This is a genomic window from Microbacterium proteolyticum (assembly GCF_014192415.1).
GTDB classification, from domain to species: domain Bacteria; phylum Actinomycetota; class Actinomycetes; order Actinomycetales; family Microbacteriaceae; genus Microbacterium; species Microbacterium proteolyticum.
This window is the reverse complement of the sequence record NZ_JACHXY010000002.1, coordinates 468,710-493,093: the sequence shown is the minus strand read 5'-3', so window position 1 is coordinate 493,093 and position 24,384 is coordinate 468,710. Positions and strand designations below refer to the sequence as shown.

At 69.7% G+C, this 24,384-nt stretch carries 24 protein-coding genes and 2 tRNA genes; 15 read left to right on the top strand and 11 right to left on the bottom strand.

The window, feature by feature from the left end:
* Window positions 1–185 precede the first annotated feature (185 nt).
* Window positions 186–2,264, bottom strand: coding sequence for a glycogen debranching protein GlgX (glgX, locus tag FHS07_RS10695; protein WP_183419886.1), 2,079 nt, complete (start codon window positions 2,262–2,264; stop codon window positions 186–188).
* Between the two features lie 47 nt (window positions 2,265–2,311).
* On the opposite strand from glgX, the gene FHS07_RS10690 reads away from it, so the two are divergent.
* The 3 genes from FHS07_RS10690 (at window position 2,312) to ligA (ending at window position 7,139) form a co-directional block, all read left to right on the top strand.
* Window positions 2,312–3,496 carry an aminotransferase class V-fold PLP-dependent enzyme gene (locus FHS07_RS10690; protein WP_183419885.1) on the top strand — a complete coding sequence of 395 codons (1,185 nt, stop codon included), beginning with the start codon at window positions 2,312–2,314 and terminating at the stop codon, window positions 3,494–3,496.
* A gap of 9 nt (window positions 3,497–3,505) precedes the next feature.
* Window positions 3,506–4,603: a tRNA 2-thiouridine(34) synthase MnmA gene (mnmA, locus tag FHS07_RS10685; RefSeq protein WP_183419884.1), complete on the top strand. Its 1,098-nt coding sequence runs from the start codon at window positions 3,506–3,508 to the stop codon at window positions 4,601–4,603.
* 256 nt (window positions 4,604–4,859) lie between these two features.
* Window positions 4,860–7,139: an NAD-dependent DNA ligase LigA gene (ligA, locus tag FHS07_RS10680; RefSeq protein ID WP_425488157.1), complete on the top strand. Its 2,280-nt coding sequence runs from the start codon at window positions 4,860–4,862 to the stop codon at window positions 7,137–7,139.
* Between the two features lie 64 nt (window positions 7,140–7,203).
* Here the strand turns inward: ligA and FHS07_RS10675 are convergent, their stop codons facing one another.
* Window positions 7,204–7,689 (bottom strand): hypothetical protein, encoded by a 486-nt coding sequence (locus FHS07_RS10675; protein WP_183419882.1) that lies wholly within the window; start codon window positions 7,687–7,689, stop codon window positions 7,204–7,206.
* Window positions 7,690–7,781: 92 nt separating this feature from the next.
* Window positions 7,782–9,461, bottom strand: coding sequence for a long-chain-fatty-acid--CoA ligase (locus FHS07_RS10670; protein WP_183419881.1), 1,680 nt, complete (start codon window positions 9,459–9,461; stop codon window positions 7,782–7,784).
* A 150-nt stretch (window positions 9,462–9,611) separates the two neighbouring features.
* Between FHS07_RS10670 and gatC the strand changes: the two genes are divergently transcribed.
* The 6 genes from gatC to FHS07_RS10645 all read left to right on the top strand — a co-directional run bounded on the left by gatC (window position 9,612) and on the right by FHS07_RS10645 (window position 15,540).
* Window positions 9,612–9,911, top strand: coding sequence for an Asp-tRNA(Asn)/Glu-tRNA(Gln) amidotransferase subunit GatC (gatC, locus tag FHS07_RS10665; RefSeq protein WP_058231460.1), 300 nt, complete (start codon window positions 9,612–9,614; stop codon window positions 9,909–9,911).
* A gap of 64 nt (window positions 9,912–9,975) precedes the next feature.
* The gene (gatA, locus tag FHS07_RS10660) at window positions 9,976–11,496 is read left to right on the top strand and encodes an Asp-tRNA(Asn)/Glu-tRNA(Gln) amidotransferase subunit GatA (RefSeq protein WP_183419880.1); all 1,521 of its coding nucleotides are present in this window, start codon (window positions 9,976–9,978) and stop codon (window positions 11,494–11,496) included.
* Entirely contained in the window at window positions 11,496–13,013 is a 1,518-nt protein-coding gene (gene gatB / locus FHS07_RS10655) for an Asp-tRNA(Asn)/Glu-tRNA(Gln) amidotransferase subunit GatB (RefSeq protein WP_183419879.1), read from the top strand. Before gatA ends, gatB begins: the two co-directional genes overlap by 1 nt.
* A gap of 127 nt (window positions 13,014–13,140) precedes the next feature.
* The gene (locus FHS07_RS10650; protein WP_183419878.1) at window positions 13,141–14,397 is read left to right on the top strand and encodes a DNA polymerase IV; all 1,257 of its coding nucleotides are present in this window, start codon (window positions 13,141–13,143) and stop codon (window positions 14,395–14,397) included.
* A gap of 254 nt (window positions 14,398–14,651) precedes the next feature.
* Window positions 14,652–14,972, top strand: coding sequence for a hypothetical protein (locus tag FHS07_RS16510; protein ID WP_055954219.1), 321 nt, complete (start codon window positions 14,652–14,654; stop codon window positions 14,970–14,972).
* Window positions 14,947–15,540: a nucleoside/nucleotide kinase family protein gene (locus tag FHS07_RS10645; protein ID WP_343054681.1), complete on the top strand. Its 594-nt coding sequence runs from the start codon at window positions 14,947–14,949 to the stop codon at window positions 15,538–15,540. The genes FHS07_RS16510 and FHS07_RS10645 overlap by 26 nt, the downstream gene beginning before the upstream one ends.
* A gap of 42 nt (window positions 15,541–15,582) precedes the next feature.
* On the opposite strand, the gene FHS07_RS10640 is transcribed toward FHS07_RS10645, so the two are convergent.
* The 6 genes from FHS07_RS10640 to FHS07_RS10615 form a co-directional block, all read right to left on the bottom strand.
* On the bottom strand, window positions 15,583–16,065 hold the full coding sequence (locus FHS07_RS10640) for a DUF2017 family protein (protein ID WP_183419876.1): 483 nt from the start codon (window positions 16,063–16,065) through the stop codon (window positions 15,583–15,585).
* Entirely contained in the window at window positions 16,062–16,346 is a 285-nt protein-coding gene (clpS, locus tag FHS07_RS10635) for an ATP-dependent Clp protease adapter ClpS (RefSeq protein WP_246383436.1), read from the bottom strand. The genes FHS07_RS10640 and clpS overlap by 4 nt, the downstream gene beginning before the upstream one ends.
* 14 nt (window positions 16,347–16,360) lie before the next feature.
* Window positions 16,361–16,642 (bottom strand): metallopeptidase family protein, encoded by a 282-nt coding sequence (locus FHS07_RS10630; protein WP_221189445.1) that lies wholly within the window; start codon window positions 16,640–16,642, stop codon window positions 16,361–16,363.
* A gap of 360 nt (window positions 16,643–17,002) precedes the next feature.
* Window positions 17,003–17,078 (bottom strand) — tRNA-His (locus FHS07_RS10625).
* Between the two features lie 36 nt (window positions 17,079–17,114).
* On the bottom strand, window positions 17,115–17,741 hold the full coding sequence (orn, locus tag FHS07_RS10620) for an oligoribonuclease (RefSeq protein ID WP_183419874.1): 627 nt from the start codon (window positions 17,739–17,741) through the stop codon (window positions 17,115–17,117).
* A 36-nt stretch (window positions 17,742–17,777) separates the two neighbouring features.
* Window positions 17,778–17,853: transfer RNA gene (locus FHS07_RS10615), tRNA-Arg, on the bottom strand.
* Window positions 17,854–17,955: 102 nt separating this feature from the next.
* Between FHS07_RS10615 and FHS07_RS10610 the strand changes: the two genes are divergently transcribed.
* Window positions 17,956–18,165 carry a hypothetical protein gene (locus FHS07_RS10610; RefSeq protein ID WP_055954232.1) on the top strand — a complete coding sequence of 70 codons (210 nt, stop codon included), beginning with the start codon at window positions 17,956–17,958 and terminating at the stop codon, window positions 18,163–18,165.
* A gap of 168 nt (window positions 18,166–18,333) precedes the next feature.
* On the opposite strand, the gene yczE is transcribed toward FHS07_RS10610, so the two are convergent.
* Window positions 18,334–18,942: a membrane protein YczE gene (yczE, locus tag FHS07_RS10605; protein WP_183419873.1), complete on the bottom strand. Its 609-nt coding sequence runs from the start codon at window positions 18,940–18,942 to the stop codon at window positions 18,334–18,336.
* Between the two features lie 61 nt (window positions 18,943–19,003).
* On the opposite strand from yczE, the gene yczR reads away from it, so the two are divergent.
* On the top strand, window positions 19,004–20,422 hold the full coding sequence (yczR, locus tag FHS07_RS10600) for a MocR-like transcription factor YczR (RefSeq protein ID WP_183419872.1): 1,419 nt from the start codon (window positions 19,004–19,006) through the stop codon (window positions 20,420–20,422).
* Window positions 20,423–20,460: 38 nt separating this feature from the next.
* Here yczR and FHS07_RS10595 read toward each other — a convergent pair whose 3' ends face one another.
* Complete coding sequence (locus tag FHS07_RS10595; protein ID WP_183419871.1) at window positions 20,461–20,718, bottom strand: hypothetical protein; 258 nt, start codon at window positions 20,716–20,718, stop codon at window positions 20,461–20,463.
* A gap of 203 nt (window positions 20,719–20,921) precedes the next feature.
* On the opposite strand from FHS07_RS10595, the gene FHS07_RS10590 reads away from it, so the two are divergent.
* The 4 genes from FHS07_RS10590 (at window position 20,922) to FHS07_RS10575 (ending at window position 24,295) form a co-directional block, all read left to right on the top strand.
* Window positions 20,922–21,461: a single-stranded DNA-binding protein gene (locus FHS07_RS10590; protein ID WP_183419870.1), complete on the top strand. Its 540-nt coding sequence runs from the start codon at window positions 20,922–20,924 to the stop codon at window positions 21,459–21,461.
* Between the two features lie 62 nt (window positions 21,462–21,523).
* A complete protein-coding gene (locus tag FHS07_RS10585; RefSeq protein WP_183419869.1) occupies window positions 21,524–22,027 on the top strand; it encodes a DUF6993 domain-containing protein in 504 nt (167 codons plus the stop codon).
* Window positions 22,028–22,083: 56 nt separating this feature from the next.
* The gene (ettA, locus tag FHS07_RS10580; RefSeq protein ID WP_183419868.1) at window positions 22,084–23,763 is read left to right on the top strand and encodes an energy-dependent translational throttle protein EttA; all 1,680 of its coding nucleotides are present in this window, start codon (window positions 22,084–22,086) and stop codon (window positions 23,761–23,763) included.
* Window positions 23,756–24,295, top strand: a complete 540-nt coding sequence (locus FHS07_RS10575; protein WP_343054680.1) for an acyl-CoA thioesterase — start codon at window positions 23,756–23,758, stop codon at window positions 24,293–24,295. Before ettA ends, FHS07_RS10575 begins: the two co-directional genes overlap by 8 nt.
* The last annotated feature ends 89 nt before the right edge of the window (window positions 24,296–24,384 follow it).

Below are 24,384 nucleotides of genomic sequence, written 5' to 3'. Positions count from 1 at the left end.
CGGGATGCGCGGGGTGACCACGCGGCGCGATGTGGGCGTCGGTTTGACCGGACGCACGGGGATCGAGGCGGCGCTGCGCCAGGGCAGCTCGGGCGAGAGTGTCGTCGTGGTGGCCACGGTCCGAACCTACCGCGGGCCGCCGACGTTGCCGCATCGTTTCGTACGGCCTTGACAGCGGGGCCTGATCAGTCGACGCGGAACAGCCGCATCGACGCACCGGGGAGGGGAACGACATCGCCCGGCGCGAAAATCGGGTGGGCGTCGGAGGGCGTCTCATCGACGCTGGACCACAGCTCGACGAACACCGCGTCCTCGAGGTCGGGGAGCACGATGTCGGTGGGGTGCTCCGTGCCGTGGATCACCAGCAGCACGCGGTTGGGCGCCTCGATCTCGGGCGTCGAGGTCGCGAGGTACTGCAGCGTGCGGTGGGCCGGGTCGTTCCACCGGTCGCTCGACATGGTCTGGCCGTGCTCGTCGAACCATTCCATGACGGACGCCGAGGGGATCTGCTCCCCGAGGCGCGCGAAGCGCTGAGGGCGTAATGCCGGGTTGTCGCGACGCAGCTGGAGCAGTCGCTGCGTGTGGGCGAACAGGTCGCGCTGCCACGGTGCCATCTCCCACGACAGCCAGGTGAGAGCGGAGTCGTGGCAGTACGCGTTGTTGTTCCCGCGCTGCGTGCGGCCCATCTCGTCGCCGGCGGTGATCATCGGCACGCCCGCCGAGAGCAGCAGTGTGCCCATCAGGTTGCGCATGGCCGTCCGGCGCGTGGCGAGTACGCGGTCGTCGTCGGTGGGCCCCTCGGCGCCGTGGTTGAAGGAGCGGTTCGTGTCGGCTCCGTCGCGGTTCTGCTCGCCGTTGCCGAGGTTGTGCTTGACGTCGTACGACACGAGGTCGCGCAGGGTGAAGCCGTCGTGCGCGGTGACGAAGTTCACGCTCGCGAGCGGCCCGCGTTCCTCGCTGAACGTGTTCGAGGAGCCGGCCAGGCGCGTGGCGAACCCGCCGATGCCGACGGGGGCGGTGTCGGCGCGACGGGCGTAGTCGATGTCGCTGAGCCAGAAGTTGCGGACACGGTCGCGGTAACGGTCGTTCCATTCGAGCCAGCCGTCGCCGAAGTTGCCCGTCTGCCAGCCGCCCATCCCGACGTCCCACGGCTCGGCGATGAGCTTCGTGCCCGACGCGGCGGCGTCCTCGCGGAGGGCGGTGAGCAGTGGATGGTCGGGCGTGAAGGAATGCCGTTCATCGCGCCCGAGGGTCACCGCGAGATCGAAGCGGAAACCGTCGACCTGCACCTCGTCGGCCCAGTAGCGCACCGAGTCGAGCACGAGGCGGGCCGCGGCATCCGTCGACGTGTTCACCGCGTTGCCGCACCCGGTCTCGTCGATGTACGCGCCCTCGGCCGTCTGGCGATAGTACGACCGGTTGTCGATGCCGCGCAGGCTCGTGCGCGGTCCGCCGAGGCCCTCTTCTGCGGTGTGGTTGTGGACGACGTCGAGGATGACCTCGAGCCCCGCCTCGTGCAACAGCTTGACCATGCCCTTGAACTCGCGCAGGACCGCCTCAGGTCCTTCGGCGCGGTTCGCCGCGGTGGCGTAGGGCGCGTGCGGGGTGAAGAAGTTCAGCGAGTTGTAGCCCCAGTAATTCGTGAGCCCGAGCTGGAGGAGCCGCGGTTCGGTCGCGAAGGCGTGCACCGGCAGCAGCTCGACGCTGGTGACACCGAGCGAGAGCAGGTGCTCGATCATCGCGGGGTGCGCGAGGCCCGCGTAGGTGCCGTGCAGCGCCGGGGGGATGAACGGATGCCGCTTGGTCAGACCCTTCACGTGCCCCTCGTAGATCACCGTGCGATCCATCGGCACGCGCGGCTTGGTCGAGGTGCCCCAGTCGAAGGAACCGTCGACCACCACCGAACGCCAGTCGCCGAAGCTGCCCGAGACGAGTCCGCGCGAATAGGGTTCGACGAGCAGCGACTGCGGGTTGAAGGTGTGCCCCGTGCCGTGCGGCCCGCCGACGCGGATGGCGTACCGCGCACCGGGGCGCAGCAGCGGCGTGGTGGCCTCGAAGACTCCGCCGCCGATGGGGGAGAGGGCGATCGTCTCGGTGGCCCAGTCGAGATCGACGTCGTCGAAGATCAGCAGCTGCATCGCGTCGGCGGACGCCGACCAGACGCGCAGCGTTCCGCCATCGGGACCGAGGCGCACACCGAGGTCGTCGAACGCGGGATTCAGCAGAGCGGGACGGGTCGTCAGGGCGGGCTCGGTTCGGACCATGCGTCTTAGGGTAGTGAAGGCAGCGGACAGCGTGAGGGGGACGTAAGGTGCAGGTCTACCTCGATCACGCCGCGACGACGCCGCTGCGCCGAGAGGCCCGCGACGCGTGGCTCGATGCGCACGAGGTGCTCGGCAATCCGTCATCCATCCACGGAGCCGGTCAGGCGGCGCGTCGATTGCTCGAAGACGCCCGCGATCAGCTCGCCGAGGTGCTCGGCTGCCAGCCCATCGAGATCGTCTTCACGTCCGGCGGCACAGAGGCGGCCAACCTCGCGCTCAAGGGCCTGTGGTGGTCGCGGACCGAGGGGATGGATGCCGTGGTGCTCCCCGACGGCGAACACCATGCCACGCTCGACGTCGTCGGCTGGCTCGCCGCGGCCGAGCAGGCGACGGTGCGCGCCGTGCCGCTCGACGTTCACGGCCGCATCGGCGTGGATGCCTTCTCCTCCGCCCTGCCCGGGGCCGGCCTGGCGACCGCGCTCGTGGCCAACAACGAGGTGGGGACCCTTCAGGATGCGGCGGGCCTGGCCCGGGCGGCATCCAGCGCCTCCGTGCCCCTGCACCTCGACGCCGTCTCGGCGCTGGGACAGATCGCGGTCGACTTCGCCGCGTGGCGCGGGGCAGGCACCGCCCCCGGGGGCCTCGCGGCGATGTCGGTCTCGGCGCACAAGGTCGGCGGCCCCGTCGGGGTGGGTGCGGCCGTCGTATCGCGGCATGCGCGGCTGACACCCCTGATGCACGGCGGCGCCCAGCAGCGGGGCCTCCGCGCGGGGACCCAGGACGTCGCGGGCGCGGCGGCGTTCGCTGCAGCTGCCCGCGCCGCCGAGGCGGAGCGCGTGCGCGAATCGGAGCGGCTCGTCGCCCTCCGCGAGCGGTTGATCGACGGCATCCGCTCGTCTCTTCCGCGGGCGCGACTGCTCGGCGACCCCGACGGGCGCCTTCCCGGCAATGCGCACGTACTGTTCCCGGATGCCGCGGGCGAGACGCTGCTGTTCCTGCTCGACATGGCGGGCATCGCCGTGTCGACGGGGTCGGCGTGCCAAGCGGGCGTCGCCGAGCCTTCGCACGTCGTCCTCGCTCTGGGCCTCGACGACCGGGCTGCGCGTTCGGTGCTGCGATTCACCCTCGGGTACACGTCCACCTCGTCCGACGTGGACGCCCTGCTCGCCCGCCTGCCCGAGGCGTACGCCCGCGCTGTGGCATCCGGCGCCCGTACAGCGGCACGTTCGTAGACTGGGGCGATGCGAGTTCTGGCGGCGATGAGCGGTGGGGTCGACTCCGCGGTGGCGGCGGCCCGTGCCGTCGAGGCGGGGCACGAGGTGGTCGGCGTGCACCTCGCGCTCTCGCGTGCCGGAGGAACCCTCCGCGCGGGCAGCCGCGGATGCTGCACGATCGAAGACGCGATGGACGCGCGCCGCGCCGCCGACAAGCTCGGGATGCCGTTCTACGTGTGGGACTTCTCGGAACGCTTCCGCGACGACGTGATCGACGACTTCGTCGCCGAGTACCGCGCCGGGCGCACCCCGAACCCCTGCATGCGCTGCAACGAGAAGATCAAATTCGCCGCTCTCCTGGAGCGCGCGCTCGAGCTCGGCTTCGACGCCGTGTGCACCGGCCACTACGCGACCCTCGTGGACACTCCCGAGGGCCGCGAGCTGCACCGTGCGTCCGACAACGCCAAAGACCAGTCGTACGTGCTGGGCGTGCTCACCGCCGAGCAGCTCGCGCACACCTACTTCCCTCTGGGGTCCACGCCGTCCAAGGCGCTCGTGCGTGCGGAGGCGGAAGCGCGCGGCCTGTCGGTGGCGCAGAAGCCCGACAGTCACGACATCTGCTTCATCCCCGACGGCGACACGCGCGGGTGGCTCGCCGACAAGGTGGGGGCCGAGCGCGGCGAGATCCTGGACCGCACGGGCGCTGTGGTCGGTTCGCACGAGGGCGCTCACGCGTTCACCGTCGGTCAGCGCCGCGGTCTGCAGCTGGGTGTGCCGGCGGCCGATGGAAAACCCCGCTTCGTGCTCGAGGTGCGGCCGGTGAACAACACCGTCGTGGTCGGACCGAAGGAGGCGCTCGCCTGCTCCGAGATCGCGGGGGAGCGTTTCACCTGGGCGGGACGCGCGCCGTCGACCGACTCCTTCGCGTGCGACGTACAGATCCGTGCGCACGCCGACCCGGTTCCTGCGTTCGCCTCCTTGGTGGACGGCCTGTTGACGGTCCGGCCCGACACCCCGTTCGACGGGGTCGCCCCCGGGCAGACGGCGGTGCTGTACGACGGCACGCGCGTGGTCGGGCAGTTCACGATCGACCGGACCGTGTCTGCGGTGCCGGTCGACGCCTGAGCCCGCGCGCCGCGTCAGCTGGTCGGTCGGACGGTGGATGCCGCCGGAATCGCCTCCCCTCGGGGTGGTCGCGGCGAGGCCCTCGGGCGATGTCGGAGGCCGTCCATAAGCTGTGGGGGTGACCGAGCTTGTAACGCCCTCAGAAGACGCAGCACGCGAGGAGTGGAATGACCTCGTCCAGCGCGTCACCGATGCGCGCAATGCGTACTACGGCGACGACGCGGAGCTGGTCGATGATGCGACCTACGACGCGTGGATGCGGCGGCTGGAAGAACTGGAACGACTCGAACCGCGCCTGCAGGGCCAGGACAGCCCCACCCTCTCGGTAGGCGCGGCCGAGGCGACCGATCTCGCCACCATCGAGCATGCCGAGCGCATGCTCAGCCTCGACAACGTCTTCTCCGCCGACGAGCTGCGCGACTGGGCGATCAAGACCGAGGCGGCTGCCGGGCGGAAGGTGCACTGGCTGAGCGAACTCAAGATCGACGGCCTGGCGATCAACCTGCGATACGAGAACGGCGTGCTGACGTCGGCGGCGACCCGAGGCGACGGGCGCGTCGGCGAGATCGTGACCGATAACGCCCTGCGCGTGGCGGGGGTACCGCGTCGGCTTTCGGGGGCGGGCCATCCCGCTCTCGTGGAGGTACGCGGCGAGGTCTTCATCCCGGTCGCGAAGTTCGAGAACCTCAACCGCCTGCAGGGGGAGTACCGCGACCGCGCGGTCGCCGAGGCACGCGAACGCGCGGCCGGCCGTCGTTCTGCGCGCGAATTCGACGAAGAGAAGGCCGAGATCGCCGCAGCCCGACGCTTCCCCGCCTTCGCCAATCCGCGCAACGCCGCCAGCGGCGGCCTCCGTCAGCAGATCGAGAAGAAGTCCGGGCTCGAGCTCGAAGCGGGTCTCGCCCGCATCGACTCGCTCGCGCTGTACGTCCACGGGATCGGCGCGTGGCCCGATCCGCCGGTGGCGGCACAGAGTGAGATCTACGACCTCCTCGCATCGTGGGGTCTGCCCACGTCCCCCTACAGCCGCGTGGAGTCGACCATCGACGGCGTCCTGTCCTTCGTCGCGCACCACGGCGAGCACCGGCACGACGTCGAGCACGAGATCGACGGCGTCGTCGTCAAGGTCGACGAGCTCGCGCTGCACGACGAACTCGGGGCGACCAGCCGCGCTCCGCGCTGGGCCATCGCCTACAAATACCCGCCCGAACAGGTCAACACGAGGCTGCTCGACATCGTCGTCTCGGTCGGCCGCACGGGCCGGGCGACGCCCTTCGCGGTGATGGAGCCGGCGAAGGTGGCGGGCAGCGTCGTGCGACAGGCGACCCTGCACAACCAGGACGTCGTGAAGGTCAAGGGCGTCCTCATCGGCGACACGGTCGTGCTGCGCAAGGCCGGCGACGTCATCCCCGAGGTGCTCGGGCCGGTGGTCGAGCTGCGCGACGGCAGCGAGCGCGCCTTCGTCATGCCCACCGACTGCCCCGAGTGCGGTACGGCGCTCCGACCCGCGAAAGAGGGCGACATCGACCTGCGTTGTCCGAACGCGCGGTCCTGCCCGGCACAGGTCCGCGGCCGCGTCGAACACATCGGTTCGCGGGGGGCCCTCGACATCGAGGCTCTCGGTGAGGTGACGGCCGCGGCCCTGACGCAGCCCGAAGTGCCCGAGCGGCCTCCGCTCGACACCGAGGCGGGACTGTTCGACCTGACGATCGAGGAGCTCGTCCCCATCGAGGTGGTCGTCCGCGAGTCCGAGACGGGTGAACGCAAAATCGACCCCAACACCGGGGAGCTGGTGCGGCGAGCCCCCTTCCAGAAGCTCGGCCCCGCGTCGTACCCGCCGGGCAGTGAAGACCTCGATGCGGCCGAACGACGCCGCCGCGGCATCCGGAAGGATTTCCGCGAGGTGCTCCCGTCCGAGCAGGCGACCAAGCTGGTGGCCGAACTGCAGAAGGCCAAGACGAAAGACCTGTGGCGTCTGCTCGTCTCGCTCAACATCCGTCACGTCGGACCTGTCGCCGCGCGCGCCCTGGCGCAGTGGTTCGGCTCGCTCGACGCCATCCGTGCGGCCTCGCGCGAAGAGCTCGCCGCCGTCGAAGGGGTGGGCGGCATCATCGCCGACGCGGTGATCGACTGGTTCGAGGTCGACTGGCACCGCGATATCGTCGACCGCTGGCAGGCCGCCGGTGTGCGCTTCGCCATCCCGGGCCACCCCGGTCCGGGAGCCGCGGATGCCGCGGGCGGAGTGCTTGCGGGGCTCACGGTGGTGGCGACGGGCTCGCTCGAGGGCTACACGCGCGAGGGTGCGCAGGAAGCGATCATCTCTGCGGGCGGCAAGGCGGCGTCGAGCGTGTCGAAGAAGACGGACTTCGTCGCGGCGGGCCCGGGTGCCGGATCCAAGCTCGCGAAGGCCGAGGACCTCGGGCTGCGGATTCTGGATGCCGCGCAGTTCCGCATCCTCGTCGAGCAGGGCCCTGCGGCCCTCGACAGCGGTGATGACGCGGTCGACGAGAACGCGGCCGTGGCTCCCGCCGACTGAGACGACCCTCGGGCGGAGGTGTCGAAGGGGCGGGAGGCCGAGCTCCCGCCCCGCACACTCGATCTCAGCCCTGGCAGGCCGTTCCCGCTTGCGTGAAACTCTCCTGCAGCGCGGTCACCTGAGCGCCGAACTCGCTCGCTCGGGCGGGGTCTGCTGTGAAACCCTCGAGGAACGCGGCGTACTCGTCGAGCTGGGCGCCGGCCTTCTGCGCGACGGGGGCGATCTCCTCGTTCGTGATGCGCGAGAACTCCCCCTGCACCTTGTCGGTCAGTGCGGTGAAGGCCGCGAGAGTGCCCTGGGGGTCGGTGGTGTCGATGGCCTGGCTGGTCGACACCACATCGCTGAAGGACGCGATGACGATCTGGCAGGCGTCGGCCTTCGACTGCCCGCCCTCCGTTTCGGCGGCCTCCGGCGCCGATGCCGTCGAGGTCGCGACCGGCGGTGCAGCCGATTGGTCCGCTGTCGTCGAGCCGCCGCCCGCGGAGCACCCCGCGAGCAGGAGCAGCGCCGAGGCGGCGATCAAGGCGAACGGTGCACGTGTTCTGATCATGGTTTCCCCCCACAAGTCATAGCCGGGCCGCGATCGACCCGCGCTGCCACGGTAGCGAATGGCGCGAACGCGACAGCTTCCGCCGCAGCGGCTCAGTCCGACAGCAGCTGGTCGCGCACCTGCCGCCGCAGGACCTTGCCGATGAGGGAGCGCGGGAGCTCCTCGACCATGACGAGGCGCTTCGGCACTTTGTAGGGCGTCAGAATGCCGCGTGCGAACGCGCGGACGGCCTCCGCGTCGAACGTGTCGGGGTCCGACGCGACGACCGCCGCGACGACCTGTTCGCCGGAGTGCTCGTCGGGTAGCCCCACGACGGCGACGTCGATCACGGACGGGTGCTGGCGCAGCACGCTCTCGACCTCGGTGGGGGCGACGTTGAAGCCGCCGGTGATGATCAGCTCTTTGATGCGGTCGACGACGCGGACGAAGCCCGCCTCGTCGATCGTCACGATGTCGCCGGTGCGGAACCAGTCGTCGACGAACACGGCGGCGGTCTCTTCGGGCTTGCCGTAGTACCCGCGGAACACTTGCGGCCCCCGCACGAGGAGTTCGCCGTGCTCGACGTCGGTGTGCGGGTCGTCGGGGTCGACGACGCGGCACTCCGTTCCCGGGAGGGGCAGCCCGACGGTGCCGGCGACGCGGTTGTCGGCGACGGGGTTCGCCATCAGCACGGGGGAGCACTCGCTGAGGCCGTACCCCTCGACGAGGAACCCGCCCGTGGCCTTCTCGAACGGCACGACGAGCTCATGCGGCAGAGCCATGGCGCCCGAGATGGCCACGTCGGTGCCGGCGAGGGAGACGCCTTGCTGCTGCGATGCCGTCAGGAGACGGTCGGCGATGGGCGGCACGAGCGGGAGGAACGTGGCCGGGTGCTTCTTCGTCGCGGCGAGCACGAGATCGGGGTCGAACTTCGGGAAAAGCACCAGACGCGCCCCCATCGACATCGCGAACGTGAGGCACAACGTGAGGCCGTAGGCGTGGAACATGGGCAGGACCGCGTAGACCACGCAGCCCTCGCCCCGGACGATCTGCGGGACCCACGCCTGCGCCTGGGCGGCGTTCGCGAGGAGGTTCGCGTGGGTGAGCATCGCTCCCTTCGGCGTACCCGTCGTGCCGCTCGTGTACTGGATGATCGCGAGGTCGTCGGCCGCGGGGCGTGGATGCGACGGGGCCAGCGCGGTGTGACGGACGAGATCGTCCCAGTCGGTCGCGCCCTTCGTCTTCGCGTGGAGTGCCGAACGCGACTCCCGTGCTTTCGCGACGGGCAGCCGAAGGGCGACACGCGTCAGCACCGGCATCGCGCGGGTCACGTCCACCGAGACGAGCGTGTCGACGCGGAGATCGGCGGGGAACTCCTGCACCGCCGCGACGACCTTGCTCCAGACGATCGCGTGCTTCGCGCCGTGGTCTTCGAACTGTTTCCGTAGTTCGCGCGGGGTGTAGAGCGGATTGTGCTCGACGACCACCGCGCCCAGGCGCAGCACCGCGTAGAACGCGACGATGTGCTGCGGACAGTTGGGCAGCACGATGGCGACGGGGTCTCCCGCGCGGACACCGTGGGCCGCCAGCGCGGCGGCTGCGCGCGCGATCTGCTGGGAAAGCTCGGCGTAGGTCGTCTCGCGTCCGAAGAACTGCAGGGCAGGGGCGTCCGGATAATCGCGGACGGACGCGTCGACGATGTCGATGAGCGAACCGCTCTGCGGGGCCAGGTCGTCCGGCACCCCCGCGGCGTAACTCATGGTCCAGGGTCGCGGCGGATCGAAGCTCGTCACCCGGCCAGCCTTGGACGTGGGCGGTTCCCCCCGGCCGACCTGTCCACAGCGCACGGGGACGATCGCTCACCCGCGGGAGGACAGGAATTCGACGCGGACGCCATCCACCGCGGTCCCGGGAGCCGGCGGCGCGCGAACTAGACTCGACGGGTGTCTGAAATCACCCCTGATCTCGTGCGCCACCTCGGTGTGCTCGCTCGAATCCAGTTGAGCGACGAAGAGGTGCAGAGCCTCACCGGCCAACTGGATGCCATCGTCGACAACATCGCGAAGGTGTCCGAGGTCGCGACCCCTGATGTCGTCGCGACGAGCCACCCGATCCCGCTCGAGAACGTCTTCCGTCCCGACGTCGTGCAGCAGCAGCTCACGCGCGAGCAGGTCCTGCAGAACGCGCCCGACCAAGCCGACGGCCGTTTCCGCGTCACCGCGATCCTGGGGGAGGAACAGTGACCGGCAACGTCCCGTCCATGTTCGACCGTTCAAGCACCCCGTCCTCGACGAAGGAGCAGCGACGATGAGCGATCTCACCCGCTTGACCGCAGCCGAACTGGCCGCGAAGCTCTCGGCATCCGAGGTGTCCAGCGTCGAAGCCACGCAGGCGCATCTCGACCGCATCGCCGCCGTCGACGGTGACGTCCATGCCTTCCTCCACGTCAGCGATCACGCGCTCGACGTCGCGCGCGACATCGACCGCCGTCGCGCGGCCGGTGAGCAGCTGCACGAGCTGGCCGGTGTCCCCCTGGCCGTCAAAGACGTGCTCGTGACCACCGACATGCCCTCCACGAGCGGATCGAAGATCCTCGAGGGCTACATGTCGCCCTACGACGCCACCGTCGTCGCGCGCTCGCGCGCCGCGGGCCTGGTGCCGCTGGGCAAGACGAACATGGACGAGTTCGCGATGGGCTCCTCCACGGAGTTTTCGGCATACGGTCCCACCCGCAACCCGTGGGATCTCGACCGCATCCCCGGTGGCTCCGGCGGCGGGTCGGCTGCGGCCGTCGCCGCTTTCGAGGCGCCGCTCGCCCTCGGCTCCGACACCGGCGGCTCGATCCGCCAGCCCGCGCACGTCACCGGCACGGTAGGCGTGAAACCGACGTACGGCGGAGTGAGCAGGTACGGCGCCATCGCGCTGGCGTCCAGCCTCGACCAGGTGGGACCGGTCACCCGCACCGTGCTCGACGCGGGACTGCTGCACGACGTCATCGGCGGACACGACGCGAACGATTCGACCTCGCTGTCGGACGCGTGGCCGTCATTCGCCGCCGCCGCCCGCGAGGGGGCGACGGGTCAGGTGCTCCAGGGACTCAAGGTCGGCGTCGTCCGCGAACTCGACGGCAGCGGCTTCCAGTCGGGTGTCACCGCGTCGTTCCGCGCGGCGCTGTCGGCGATGGAGGCGCAGGGTGCCGAGATCGTCGAGATCAGCGCCCCGCACTTCGAGTACGGCGTGGCCGCCTACTACCTCATCCTCCCCGCCGAGGCGTCGAGCAATCTCGCGAAGTTCGACTCCGTGCGCTTCGGTATGCGCGTGAACCCGCAGGGCGCCGCCACCGTCGAGAACGTCATGGCAGCGACCCGCGACGCCGGCTTCGGCCCCGAGGTCAAGCGTCGCATCATCCTCGGTACCTACGCGCTGTCGGCCGGCTACTACGACGCCTACTACGGCAGCGCGCAGAAGGTGCGCACGCTCATCCAGCAGGATTTCGAAGCGGCCTTCGGCCAGGTCGACGTCATCGCGACCCCGTCGGCGCCGACGACGGCGTTCCGCATCGGCGAGAAGATCGACGACCCGCTGCAGATGTACCTCAACGACATCACGACCATCCCGGCGAACCTCGCGGGGGTCCCCGGCATCTCGATCCCCAGCGGCCTCGCCGAAGAGGACGGCCTGCCCGTCGGTATCCAGTTCCTCGCCCCCGCCCGTGAAGACGCCCGTCTGTACCGTGTCGGCGCGGCGCTCGAAGCGTTGCTCGTCGACCAGTGGGGCGGACCGTTGCTGGATCGGGCCCCCTCTCTCACGAACGGAGCGTCGCTCTGATGGCCAAAGACGCACTCATGGACTTCGACGAGGCGCTCGAGCTCTTCGAGCCCGTCCTCGGCTTCGAGGTGCACGTCGAGCTGAACACCGCCACCAAGATGTTCTCGGCGGCGCCCAACCCGGCCAACGAGGCGAACCACGGCGCAGAGCCCAACACGCTCGTCGCCCCGGTCGACATGGGACTCCCGGGGGCCCTCCCGGTGGTCAATCAAGAGGCGATCCGCTCGTCGATCAGCCTCGGCCTCGCCCTCGGCTGCTCGATCGCCCCGTCGAGCCGCTTCGCGCGCAAGAACTACTTCTACCCCGACCTCGGGAAGAACTACCAGATCTCGCAGTACGACGAGCCGATCGCCTTCGAGGGCTCGGTCGACGTCGAACTCGCCGACGGGACGATCGTGACGATCCCGATCGAGCGGGCGCACATGGAGGAAGACGCGGGCAAGCTCACCCACATGGGAGGCTCCACCGGTCGCATCCAGGGCGCGGAGTATTCGCTCGTCGATTACAACCGTGCGGGAGTCCCCCTCGTCGAGATCGTCACCAAGCCCATCTTCGGTGCCGAGCACTCGGCTCCCGACCTGGCGAAGGCGTACGTCGCGACGATCCGCGACATCGTCCGCGGACTCGGTATCTCGGAGGCCAAGCTCGAGCGCGGCAACCTGCGCTGCGACGCGAACGTGTCGCTGCGTCCCCGCGGGCAGGAGAAGCTCGGCACCCGCACCGAGACGAAGAACGTCAACTCGATGCGCTCGGTCGAGAGAGCGGTGCGCTACGAGATCCAGCGGCAGGCGGCGATCCTGGCCAAGGGCGGCACGATCACGCAGGAGACGCGGCACTGGCACGAGGACACCGGGCGCACCTCGCCCGGTCGTCCCAAGTCGGATGCCGACGACTACCGCTACTTCCCCGAGCCCGATCTGCTGCCCGTCGTACCGGCCCCCGAGCTGATCGAAGAGCTGCGCGCGGCGCTGCCTGAGCCGCCGGCGGCGCGCCGTCGACGGCTCAAGGCCGAGTGGAGCTTCACCGACCTGGAGTTCCAGGACGTCGCGAACGGCGGGCTGCTCGACGCCGTCGCCGAGACGGTCGCCGCCGGTGCGAGCCCCGCCACCGCGCGCAAATGGTGGACGGGTGAGATCACCCGCGTCGCCAACACCCAGGAGCGCGACGCCGCCGACCTCGTGTCGCCTGCGAACGTCGCCGCACTGCAGAAGCTCGTCGATGCGGGGACCCTCACCGACAAGCTCGCGCGCCAGGTGCTCGAGGGCGTCATCGCCGGCGAAGGGACCCCGCAAGAGGTCGTCGACTCGCGGGGGCTCGCGGTCGTCTCCGACGACGGAGCCCTCATCGCTGCGATCGACACCGCCCTCACCGCCCAGCCCGACGTGCTCGCGAAGATCCGCGACGGCAAGGTGCAGGCCGCCGGAGCCGTCATCGGCGCGGTCATGAAGGCCATGAGGGGTCAGGCCGACGCCGCGCGAGTGCGCGAGCTGGTGCTGGAGCGCGCCGCCGCGCTGTAAGACACCGGATGCCACGACCTCGACCGTCATGAACGGCTCGGGTCGTGGCATCCGTCGTTCCGCGACGGTTGCGGTCGGGCGAGCGCCGGCCCGACCCGATGTCGGGGGTACGAGAGACAATGGAGTCATGGGACGCGGAGACGGCACCGGGCGCATCGTCTCGCGCTCCGACGCGGATGACACCGGCACCGGCATCCTGCATGTCGACATGGATGCGTTCTTCGCGTCCGTCGCCGTCCTCGACGACCCGTCGCTGGCGGGCAAGCCGCTGATCATCGGAGGATCCGAAGGCCGCGGCGTCGTCTCGAGCGCGTCTTACGAGGCCCGTCGGTACGGGGTCAAGTCGGCCATGCCCGTCGCCATCGCCCTTCGTCTGTGCCCGACGGCGATCGTGGTCAATCCGCCGTATCACCGCTACACGGAGATGTCGCGTCAGGTGATGGCCCTCTTCCACGACGTCACGCCCCTGGTCGAACCCCTCTCTATCGACGAAGCCTTCCTCGACGTCCGCGGAGCGCGGCGGCTCTGGGGCAGCCCCGGCACGATCGCCCGGGAGCTGCGCGCACGGGTGAAGGCCGAAACCGGACTGACGTGCAGCATCGGCGTGGCGGCGACGAAGCACGTGGCCAAGATGGCCTCGACGATCTCGAAGCCCGACGGGTTGCTCGTCGTCGCGGCGGCAGACACCGAAGCGTTCCTCCGGCCCCGATCGGTGCGTGCGCTGTGGGGCGTCGGGCCCAAGGCGGCCGAGGCGTTGGAGTCCCGCGGCATCCGGCTCGTTTCCGACATCCTCGACACGCCGCGGCACGCCCTGGATCAGGTGCTGGGGAGCGCGATGGGGGAGCGGATCTGGCATCTGTCGCGGGGCATCGATGCGCGTGAGGTGCACACGGGCCGCTCCGAGAAGAGCGTCGGTCACGAAGAGACCTTCCACACCGATATCTCCGACACCGCCACCCTCCACGTCGAACTTCGGCGACTCGCTGACCGTGTCGGTGCCCGTCTCCGTTCCCAGCAATACGAGGCGTCGACCATCTCGATCAAGGTGCGTTTCTCGGACTTCACCACGTTGAGCCGCTCGCGCACGCTGCCCGAGCCCACCTCCGTCGGCCAGCGGATCGGCGACGCGGCGATCGAGTTGTTCGATTCCGTCGACCGCCGCCAGGCCGTGCGGCTCGTCGGCGTCCGCGGAGAGAAGCTCAAGCCCGCGGCCATGGCCGCCACCCTCTGGGACGACGACGCCGAGTGGCGCCGGGTCGAGGGCGCGCTCGACGGGGCCACGGCGCGCTTCGGGCGCGGCGCGGTGACGCGGGGCTCGCTGCTGGGCCCGTCGCGGGGCGGGGGAGCGCTACCGACGAATCCGCGGCCGTCGTACGACCACTGAATCGGCGCGACGCACGTGCCCTCCGGCGATCTCGGCGTGGTGGGGACCTGTTCGATCCCGCAGACGCGCTCAGGCGCCTCGGGACAACCGCTCGGTGAGACCGCCCCTCCGGTGGGCGCGGCGGCCTCGGCGCGGTGCGGGTACGTGCGGCCCTTCGACCGGTCGGCGACCTCCGAGTCGGCAGACGTCGCACGGGCGGGAGCCCGATGCAACGCCCCTTCGGCGCGACCGACCCACCCGCTACGGTGGTGCACATGCCCAACATCGCACTCGAACTCGGCAAGCAGTCCACCCACTTCGGCGTCTCCGCCGCCTATGGCGAGCAGCAGGATGTCGACGGCGTGCGCATCGTCCCGGTCGCCCTCGTATGGGCCGGCTATGGCGGTGGCTCCGACGAGCAGGGCAACGGCGGTGGCGGCGGTGGCGGGTACACCTTGCCGCTCGGCGCCTACATCCGCCGTGGCGACGACCTGCGTTTCGACCCGAACCTCGTGTCGCTGCTCGCAGTCGGCATCCCGTTCGTATGGGTCGCCGGTCGCGCGCTCAGCCGTGTCATCCGCGCCCTCAAGAAGTAGCACCGACCCGGTCGACGTCGCCCTCGGCGCGGCCGTGGCGGCGTTGGCCGACCGCGTCGCCGCTGTCGGCGCGCCCAATCCGGTCATCGTGCTCGACGGGCGAAGCGGGGCCGGCAAGAGTTCACTGGCCCGCCGGTTCGTGGCCGGCTGGCCCGCTCGTGGCCGCGTGCAGCTCGTCGCACTCGATGACGTGTACCCGGGTTGGGACGGCCTCGCCGACGGTGTCGCGTACGCGCGCGAGAGCATCCTGCGCCCCCACGCGAGAGGTCTGATCGGCGTGTGGGAACGGTGGGACTGGGAAACGGACGCGCGCGCCGAAGCGCACGCGGTCGACCCGTCGCTGCCCCTCGTCGTCGAAGGCTCGGGTCTGCTCACGCCGGAGGTCGCCGCCCTCGCCGACGTGTCGGTCTGGGTCGAGGCGCCCGGCCCGTCGCGTAAAGCGCGCGCGCTGGAAAGAGACGGCGACACCTACCGTCCGCACTGGGACCGATGGGCGCGTCAGGAAGACCATCACATCGCTGCGCACGATCCCGCCTCGCTCGCGTCGATGGTCGTCCGGGTGCCGTGAGGCGTCGGTGCCCGTGGGGCGTCGTCACCCGCAGAAACGGGGTCAGCGTCGGTCGAGCGCGATCATCAACCCGTCGAGGCGATACCCGATCCAGTCGTACACCCCGAAACGCGGATCGTCGGGCTGATGGTCGTCCTCGGTCTGGATGCCGAGCCGTGTCGCCAGCACGAGACGGACCGCCGAGAGCGTCCGCATCCACGCCAGCGCCTCGCCCTCGCCCAGCGCGACGGCGATCGTGGCATCCGGGTCGCTCGTGGGGTCGAGATCGGCGCCGTCGATGCCCAGCGTTCGCAGGACGGTCGCGGCATCCTGCCCTCGACGCTCGAGCAGGTCGCCGCCCGTGAGACGGCGGAACTCCCGACTCGCGGCCTGATCGTCGGGGTACGCATCAGGGAGCAGCCGTGTCACCGCGGGGTCACCGGCCGACCGGGTGTCGGCGAGCAGGTCGCGGAACTGTCCGACGATGCCGGCGAGGTGCAGGGCCTCGAGTCCGCTGATCTCGAGCACGACGATGCGCTCACTCACGCCGGGTCCTTCCTGACGGTGGCCCAGAGGCCGAAATCGTGCATCGCCTGCGTATGCGCCTCCATCACCTCTCGGGGGCCGCGCGCGACGACCGCGTGGCCGTCGTGATGCACGGCGAGCATCAGACGATGCGCGGTGGGGGCGTCGAAGCCGAAATAGCTGCGGAAGACGTGCGTGACGTAACTCATCAAGTTGACAGGGTCGTTCCACACGACGGTCTGCCATGTCGAGGGGGGCTGTTCCGACAGCGCGCGATCCGTTTCGGCGTCGAGGTCGGGCATGGCCAGGCCACCCATCACGCCCACCCGAGCTCGTGGAGCCGCTCGTCGTCGATGCCGTAGAAGTGGGCGATCTCGTGCACGAGTGTCGTGTGGATCTCATCGCGCAACTCGTGTTCATCGGTGCACGCCGCGAGGTGGGGTTCTCGGTACAGGATGATGCGGTCGGGGAGCTCTCCGACACCGTAGCGGTCGCGTTCGGTCAACGCCCACCCGTCGTAAAGGCCCAGCAGGTCGAGGGAGCCGTCTTCGGGCCGATCCTCGACGACGAAGACGACGTTGTCGAGGCCCTCGATCATGTCGTCGGGAAGCTGATCGAGCTCGTCGACCACGAGGCGTTCGAAAGCCTCGGCGTCGAGGGTGAGAGCGGGATGATCCTGGATGCCGTCACAGGTCGGCGTCGTGCCCTGCTCGCGCTCGGACGATGTCGTCACGCTCCCCGCGTACGGGTCTTCGCCGTCGTGCATGCGAGCCTCCCGGGGTGTGTGGAGCACGTGGTCGGCTCCGGCGTCAGGTCGGTACTCCGTCGTCGATTCTACGGGCGCGCGGTCCACGCGGACCGGAAACACGAGAGCCCGGGGGAGTGTGTCCGCCGGGCTCTCGATGTGGGCAAGATGTGGGCAAACCGTTTGCGGTGCCCCGTTTTCCCTTGATTTTACTGGGGTGGCTAACGGGACTTGAACCCGCGGCCCCCGCGACCACAACGCGGTGCTCTACCAACTGAGCTATAGCCACCATGTGTCTGCCGCAGCAGACAACTGAACGATTATGTCATACGTCCAGTGCGAACGACGACACGGCCGCCGTCGAAACGGCCTTCGCCTCGTCGCTCGTGGGACCGGGCTGAGGGACGAAGACCGCGGCGCGATAGTAGGCGAGTTCGCGGATGGATTCGCGGATGTCGGCGAGGGCCCGGTGGCTCCCGTGCTTCGCCGGCGCCTGGTAGTAGGCGCGTGGGTACCACCGGCGGGAGAGCTCCTTGATGCTGGAGACGTCGACGTTGCGATAGTGCAGCCATCGGTCGACGCGCGGCATGTACTTCGCCAGGAACATGCGATCGGTGCCGATCGTGTTGCCGGCGAGGGGTGCTTTGCCCTCGACCGGGGCGAAGCGCTGGATGTATTCGAGCGCCTGGAACTCCGCATCCGCGAGGCTCACACCGTGCGGGATCTCGTCGAGCAGTCCAGAGGACCGGTGCATCTCGGTGACGAAGTCGCCCATGTTGGCCAGGGCGGAGTCATCGGGTTTGATGACGATCTGGAAGCCGGGGTCGAGCACGTTCAGCTCGAAGTCGGTGATGACGACGGCGATCTCGACGAGTTCGTCGACCGCGAGGTCGAGACCCGTCATCTCGCAGTCGATCCAGACGAGCCGGTCGTTCTCGGAGGCGTTTACCATCCCCACATCCTAGTGAGGGGGCTTCGCGGTGGGATCTGGTCCCCCAGACACGATTCGAACGTGTGACCGGCGGATTAGAAGGCCGCTGCTCTATCCACTGAGCTACTGGGGGTCGTCCCCAGGATATCCGTCGTCGCCGACGCGCCGCACCAGCCCCTGGCGCGCCCGCCCGCGCGGGCGTAATCTCCGGCGCAACGAGAGCGAAGGAGCACTCATGTCGGAAACCGTGACCAAGCGTCTCTGGGTGGCCTACGGCCCTGTCGGGGTCGTCGGGAAGATCCAGCAGGACGCCGAGGGATACAGCGTGCACATGGCGGGCAAGGGCGAGCGGCTCGGCGTCTACCCGTCGATGGAGATCGCGAAGAACGCCCTGCACTCCCACCTCAAGCCCGGAAGCGACCGGCCGGAATTCCGGGAGCACTGAGGGTCGCTGCGCCTCTCGGGCGCGGATGATCCCCGCCCGGAGGCGCGTGACCCTGCGTTCCCGGTGGCGCCAGGGTCCTGGCGACGCTGGGGTGTGGACGACTCGCGCCGAGGTCGTTCATCGGAACCGGCATGCCGCGGGCTCTCTGCGGCGCGCTCGAGCCCGGTCTCACACGCGGGCGGGCCGCCGGGTCTGCGGTGAGGGTCGGGTGAAGGCGAGGAGCGGCATCGCGACGTGCACGAGCGGACCGATGCCCAGGGCGAAGACGACAGTACCCACGCCGACGGTTCCGCCGAGGAACCAGCCGAGGACGAGCACCGTTCCCTCGACGGTGAGTCGGCACGCCCAGATGGGCCATCCGAACCGTCCGTGCAGACCGGTCATCAGTCCGTCGCGCGGGCCGGGCCCGAATCGGGCGCCGATGTAGAGCCCCGAGGCGACCGCCACCAGGACGACGCCCGCGACGAGGAGCGACACCTGCACCCAGAGCTCGTCGGGGTGGGGGAGGACCCAGAGCGCGATCTGCATGCTCGTCCCGACAAGGAGGATGTTGGCGATGGTGCCGACTCCGGGTTTTTGGCGGAGCGGGATCCATAACAGCAGTACCGCGAGGCCGACGATATTGGTGATCCAACCGATCCCGAGGCCCGTGACGCGCGACAGGCCCTGAGCGAACACCGTCCACGGGTCGACGCCGAGGCCGGCGGCGACGGTGAGGGCGCAGCCGACGCCGTACAGCACGAGCCCGACGAACAGGCGGAGGATCCGGGAGAGCATGAAGAGATCCAATCACGAGATTGGACGTAGGTGAGGATGCCAATTCGGCTATCGTGGCCCCATGGACTCCCGCATCTCCGCTCGCGCTCTCTCCGTCGCTCTCGGCGGCTGGCGGGGGAGCGGGCCGGCGTATGAGGCGCTGGCCGACGGCATCCGGCTGCTGTGTCTCGACAACAGGCTCGCCCCCTCGACGGCCCTGCCCGCTGAGCGGGAGCTCGCGTCGGCGTTGCACCTGAGCAGGACGACTGTCGCCGCCGCGTACCGCAGTCTGCGCGACAGCGGGCACATCGAGAGTCTGCGTGGAAGCGGCAGCGTGACGCTTCCGCTCCGCAGGAACGACCCCGGACGGTTGGACCTCGGCGATGCGGCGATCGACCTGCAGCAGGCGAGCCCCGCCGCGTGGCCGGGCCTGCCCGCCGTGATCGCCGAGGCGACCCAGGACGCCCCGGCCCTGGTCGCACGCATCGGGTACGACGTCGTCGGCGACGCGGGACTGCGCGCGGCGATCGCGCATCACTACGCGAGGCGCGGCATGCCCACGTCGCCCGACCAGATCCTCGTCACGACGGGCGCCCAGAGCGCCATCCACCTCATCGCGTCGGTACTGCTCGGCCGTGCGGACCGGGTGATGCTGGAGACGCCGACGTACCCGCACGCGGCCGACGCCTTCCGACGCGTCGGAGCGCGGCTCATCGGCGTGCCGGTCGACTCCGAGACCGGATGGGACCTCGAGCGCGCTGCGCAGAGCTTCGGGCGCGCGCTGCCGACGTTGGCCTACCTGATGCCCGACTTCCACAATCCGACGGGCCGCACCATGACCTCCGACGAGGTGTCGGCCTTCGTTTCTGCGGCCCAGGCGGCGGGCACCCTGTTGGTGCTCGACGAGACGACGGCGCAGCTCGACATCGACCGCCCGGTCGGTCCTGCAGCGTTCCCCGACGACGATCTCATCATCCGTGTCGCGTCGCTCGGGAAGACCGTCTGGGGAGGTCTTCGCGTCGGGTGGATCCGCGCTGCCCCCGACATCGTGCGGCGCCTCGCGAGCGGACGCCCGGTGCACGATCTCGGCACTCCCGAGATCGAGCAGGCGATCGCCCGGCGACTCGTACCCCGTCTCGACGAGATCGCTCATCAGCGCGGCGAGCTGCTGCGCGCGGGCCGCGACAGCCTGGTCGCGGCGCTTCGCCGGACGCTGCCCGAGTGGGACGTGCCCGACGTGTTCGGCGGTGTGTCGCTGTGGGTGGGCCTGGGCGAGCCGCTCAGCACTCCGCTCGTCATGAACGCCCGGGCGCGTGGGCTGGCACTGTCTGCGGGGTCGCGTTTCGCCGTGGACGGCGGTCACGACCGGCGCCTGCGTGTGCCGTTCACGGCGCCGCCGTCGACGCTCGAACGTGCCGTCGACGTGTTGCGCGCCGCCTGGGACGATGTGCGCGGCGGTCGGACGAGTCCCGCCCGCGAGGACTTCGCCCGGGTCGTCTGACGCGTCCGGCTCGACCCGGCGCCCCGCAAAACCGCGCGTCAGCGCGCGTAGCGGAGGCACTCGACCGCGTCGCTCGACGACCAGAATTCTCCGAGCCGGCGGAAGCTGCCGGATGCGGCGTGGAACCGCTCGGCCGCGTAGCGCCAGCCGCCGTCGGACGAGGTCGCCCGGATGTGACCCACGACGATGCCGCGCGGATCGGCGATGCGCCAGAGGCCCGCGGCGACATGCGTCGCCGCTCCCCACCCGGCCGAGCGCGGAGCCGGGGCGAGATCGTTCCACAGTGCGGTGGTCATGCCCTGACGGTACGACCGACCTCCGACATCGGCTCCGGCTCGGGATGGGGTCGGCTCCTCCCCAGTCGAGCCCCACCGTCATCCCTCCACGGAACGGCGGAACCGTGCCGCCTCAGCCCGCGGATCCCGGTCATTCTGAGCGGGCTCCGGCATCCGTCGGGCACACGGATGCCGGAGCGCACATCACGTCGAGAGGACACATCATGAGCGACCACATCACCCTCGTGGGCAACATCGTCGGGGACATCGAACAGCGGGCGACACGTGCCGGCGGCTCCGTCGCCGCCTTCCGCCTCGCCGTCGGCGAGCGAAGACTCGACAAAGAGCGCGGCGAGTGGGTCGACGCGCACACCAACTACTACTCGATCTCCGTGTTTGGAGAGTTGGGTGCCAATGCGCTTCGATCACTGCGCAAAGGCGAGCGCGTCGTCCTCAGCGGACGACTGCGGTTGCGCGAGTGGGAGACCGAAACGAAACGCGGCGTGAGCGCCGATGTCGTCGCCGATGCCATCGGTCACGATCTGCGGTGGGGGACCACGCGTTTCGACCGCACCCCCAAGCCCGGCGCTCAGGGGGAGGCGGCGTCCGAGTCGCCGACGGAGACCACGGGCAGTACCGGAGCAGAAAGGTCGGACGCCGCGGAAGAGTCCGCGTGGTCCGTGCCGGGCGCGTCCGAGGAACCGGTCGGGGTCGGCGGTGGCCAGGGAGGCGCTGTCGCGATGGACTCAGAGAGACCGTTCTGACGACGGCCCGCGGTGGGCGGCGGCCGGTGGAGCGCGGCGTGCGGGTCCGTAGACTCGAAGCCGTGTCTCGCTCCTTCGGTCGCCCGCTCGCCGCCCTGACCCTCCTGGCCGTTCTGGCCCTCGCGGGGTGCACCGGCGAGTCTCCCACGACGCCGACGGACGCGGTCGAGACCAGCGCCCCCGTGTCGTCGGCTTCCGCGAATGCGGCCACCTCGGTGCCGAGCGCGGCTCCCGTGGCCCTCGTTCCGGGCGGGAGCGCACAGCAGAACCTTCCGTTCTTCACGCAGGTCGTCGCCACGGTGTGGGCGGGATCCGGTCAGGTCGACGGACGCGCCTACGTCGATGCGCTCGTGGGGGCGGGGTTCGACAAAGGGGCCATGCAGGTGACGCCGAACGAATCGACGATCGGGAACGCAGCCGAGAGCATCGAGTTCTCCGTCCGGCTCGGCGCGGACTGCCTCGTCGGTCAGGTCGGCCCTTCCATCGGGGATCCCGTCACGACGGTGCTGCCCGGGCTCTCGTCCGGCGGGTGCCTGATCGGGCAGACGCGGCCGATCGACTGGTGAGAGGCTCCCGACGCCCGTCGGTCCCCACCGCACCCCGCCCCTAGACTGGAGGGGATATGGCCGAATACATCTATTCCATGGTCCGTGCCCGCAAGGCTGTGGGCGACAAGCTCATCCTCGACGACGTCACGATGTCGTTCCTCCCCGGTGCGAAGATCGGGATGGTCGGTCCGAACGGCGCGGGAAAGTCCACGATCCTCAAGATCATGGCCGGGCTCGACAACCCGTCCAACGGCGAGGCGCGTCTCAGCCCCGGTTTCTCGGTCGGCATCCTCATGCAGGAGCCCGAGCTCGACGACAGCAAGACGGTGCTGGAGAACATCCAGGACGGCGTGGCGATCAAGCCCAAGCTCGACCGTTTCAACGAGATCTCGGCCCTCATGGCAGACCCCGACGCCGACTTCGACGCCCTGCTGGCCGAGATGGGCACGCTGCAGGAAGAGATCGACGCCGCAGACGGCTGGGACCTCGACTCCCAGCTCGAGCAGGCGATGGACGCGCTTCGCACGCCCCCAGCCGACGCCTCGGTTGTTCCGCTCTCCGGTGGAGAGCGTCGTCGCGTGGCCCTCGCGAAGCTTCTGCTGCAGAAGCCCGACCTGCTGCTGCTCGACGAGCCCACCAACCACCTCGACGCCGAAAGCGTGCTGTGGCTCGAGCAGCACCTCAAGGCGTACAAGGGCGCGGTCATCGCCATCACCCACGACCGGTACTTCCTCGACAACGTCGCGGAGTGGATCGCCGAGGTCGACCGCGGGCACCTGTACCCGTACGAGGGCAACTATTCGACCTACCTCGAGAAGAAGGGCCAGCGTCTCGAGGTCCAGGGCAAGAAGGACGCCAAGCTCGCCAAGCGCCTCAAAGAAGAACTCGAGTGGGTGCGCTCCAACGCCAAGGGCCGCCAGGTCAAGTCGAAGGCACGTCTCGCGCGCTACGAAGAGATGGCAGCCGAGGCCGAGCGCACGCGCAAGTTGGACTTCGACGAGATCCAGATCCCCGCGGGCCCGCGTCTCGGCGGCATCGTCATCGACGCGAAGAAGCTGCAGAAGAGCTTCGGCGAGCGTTCGCTGATCAGCAACCTCAGCTTCAACCTGCCTCCGAACGGCATCGTCGGGGTCATCGGCCCCAACGGCGTCGGAAAGACGACGCTGTTCAAGACCATCGTCGGCCTCGAGCCGCTCGATGGCGGGACCCTGAAGATCGGCGAGACTGTCAAGATCAGCTACGTCGACCAGTCGCGCGCGGCCATCGACCCCGAGAAGACGCTTTGGGAGGTTGTGTCCGACGGCCTCGACATCATCACGGTCGGCAAGACCGAGATCCCCTCCCGCGCCTACGTGTCGAAGTTCGGCTTCAAGGGACCCGACCAGCAGAAGAAGGCCGGTGTGCTCTCCGGTGGCGAGCGCAACCGCCTGAACCTGGCGATGACGCTGAAAGAGGGCGGCAACCTGCTGCTGCTCGACGAGCCGACGAACGACCTCGACGTCGAGACCCTCAGTTCGCTCGAGAACGCCCTGCTCGAGTTCCCCGGCTGCGCCGTGGTCATCACTCACGACCGGTGGTTCCTCGACCGCATCGCCACGCACATCCTCGCCTACGAGGGCACCGAAGAGCACCCCGACCAGTGGCATTGGTTCGAGGGCAACTTCGAAGCGTACGAGGCCAACAAGATCGAACGCTTCGGAGCGGATGCCGCGAACCCGGCGCGTTCGACGTACCGCAAGCTCACGCGTGACTGACACTTCTGCAACCCCCGACTCGGGTCCGGCCGACGCCGGACCCGAGCGGGTGCACGTGCCGATCCCCCTGCGGTGGGGTGATCTCGACGCCCTCGGACACGTCAACAACACCTCGATGCTGAAGCTGCTCGAAGAGGCGCGTCTGCGAGCTTTCTGGCGTGGTGATGACGACGCCAGCCCCCTGCCGACCGCGGTGTTCGACATGAGCGTGCTCGAGAGCGGGGGAGAGCGCGCGACGCTCATCGCGCGCCAGGAGATCGAGTACCTGCGCCCCGTCCCCTATAGCCAACGTCCTCTCGATGTGCGCCTGTGGATCGGGGCGATGGGGGGTTCGAGCGCAGACATCTGCTTCGAGGTCTTCAGCCCGATGGGTTCCGGCGAGCAGGTGCTGTACGCCCGGGCCACCGTCGTCGTCGTGCTCGTCGACACCGCTACCGGTCGTCCGATCCGCTGGAGCGCTGCCGAGCGTGGGGCGTGGGCGCCGTACATCGGCGACCCGATCGACTATCGCCGACGATCCGCCCGGGGCTGACGACCACGGTGCGGCCGGGACGGTCGGTCTCGTCGTCTGCGGAGCGCAGCTTCCGACTCTTGCCGCGCGGGTGCCCGGCGTCAGTCGTG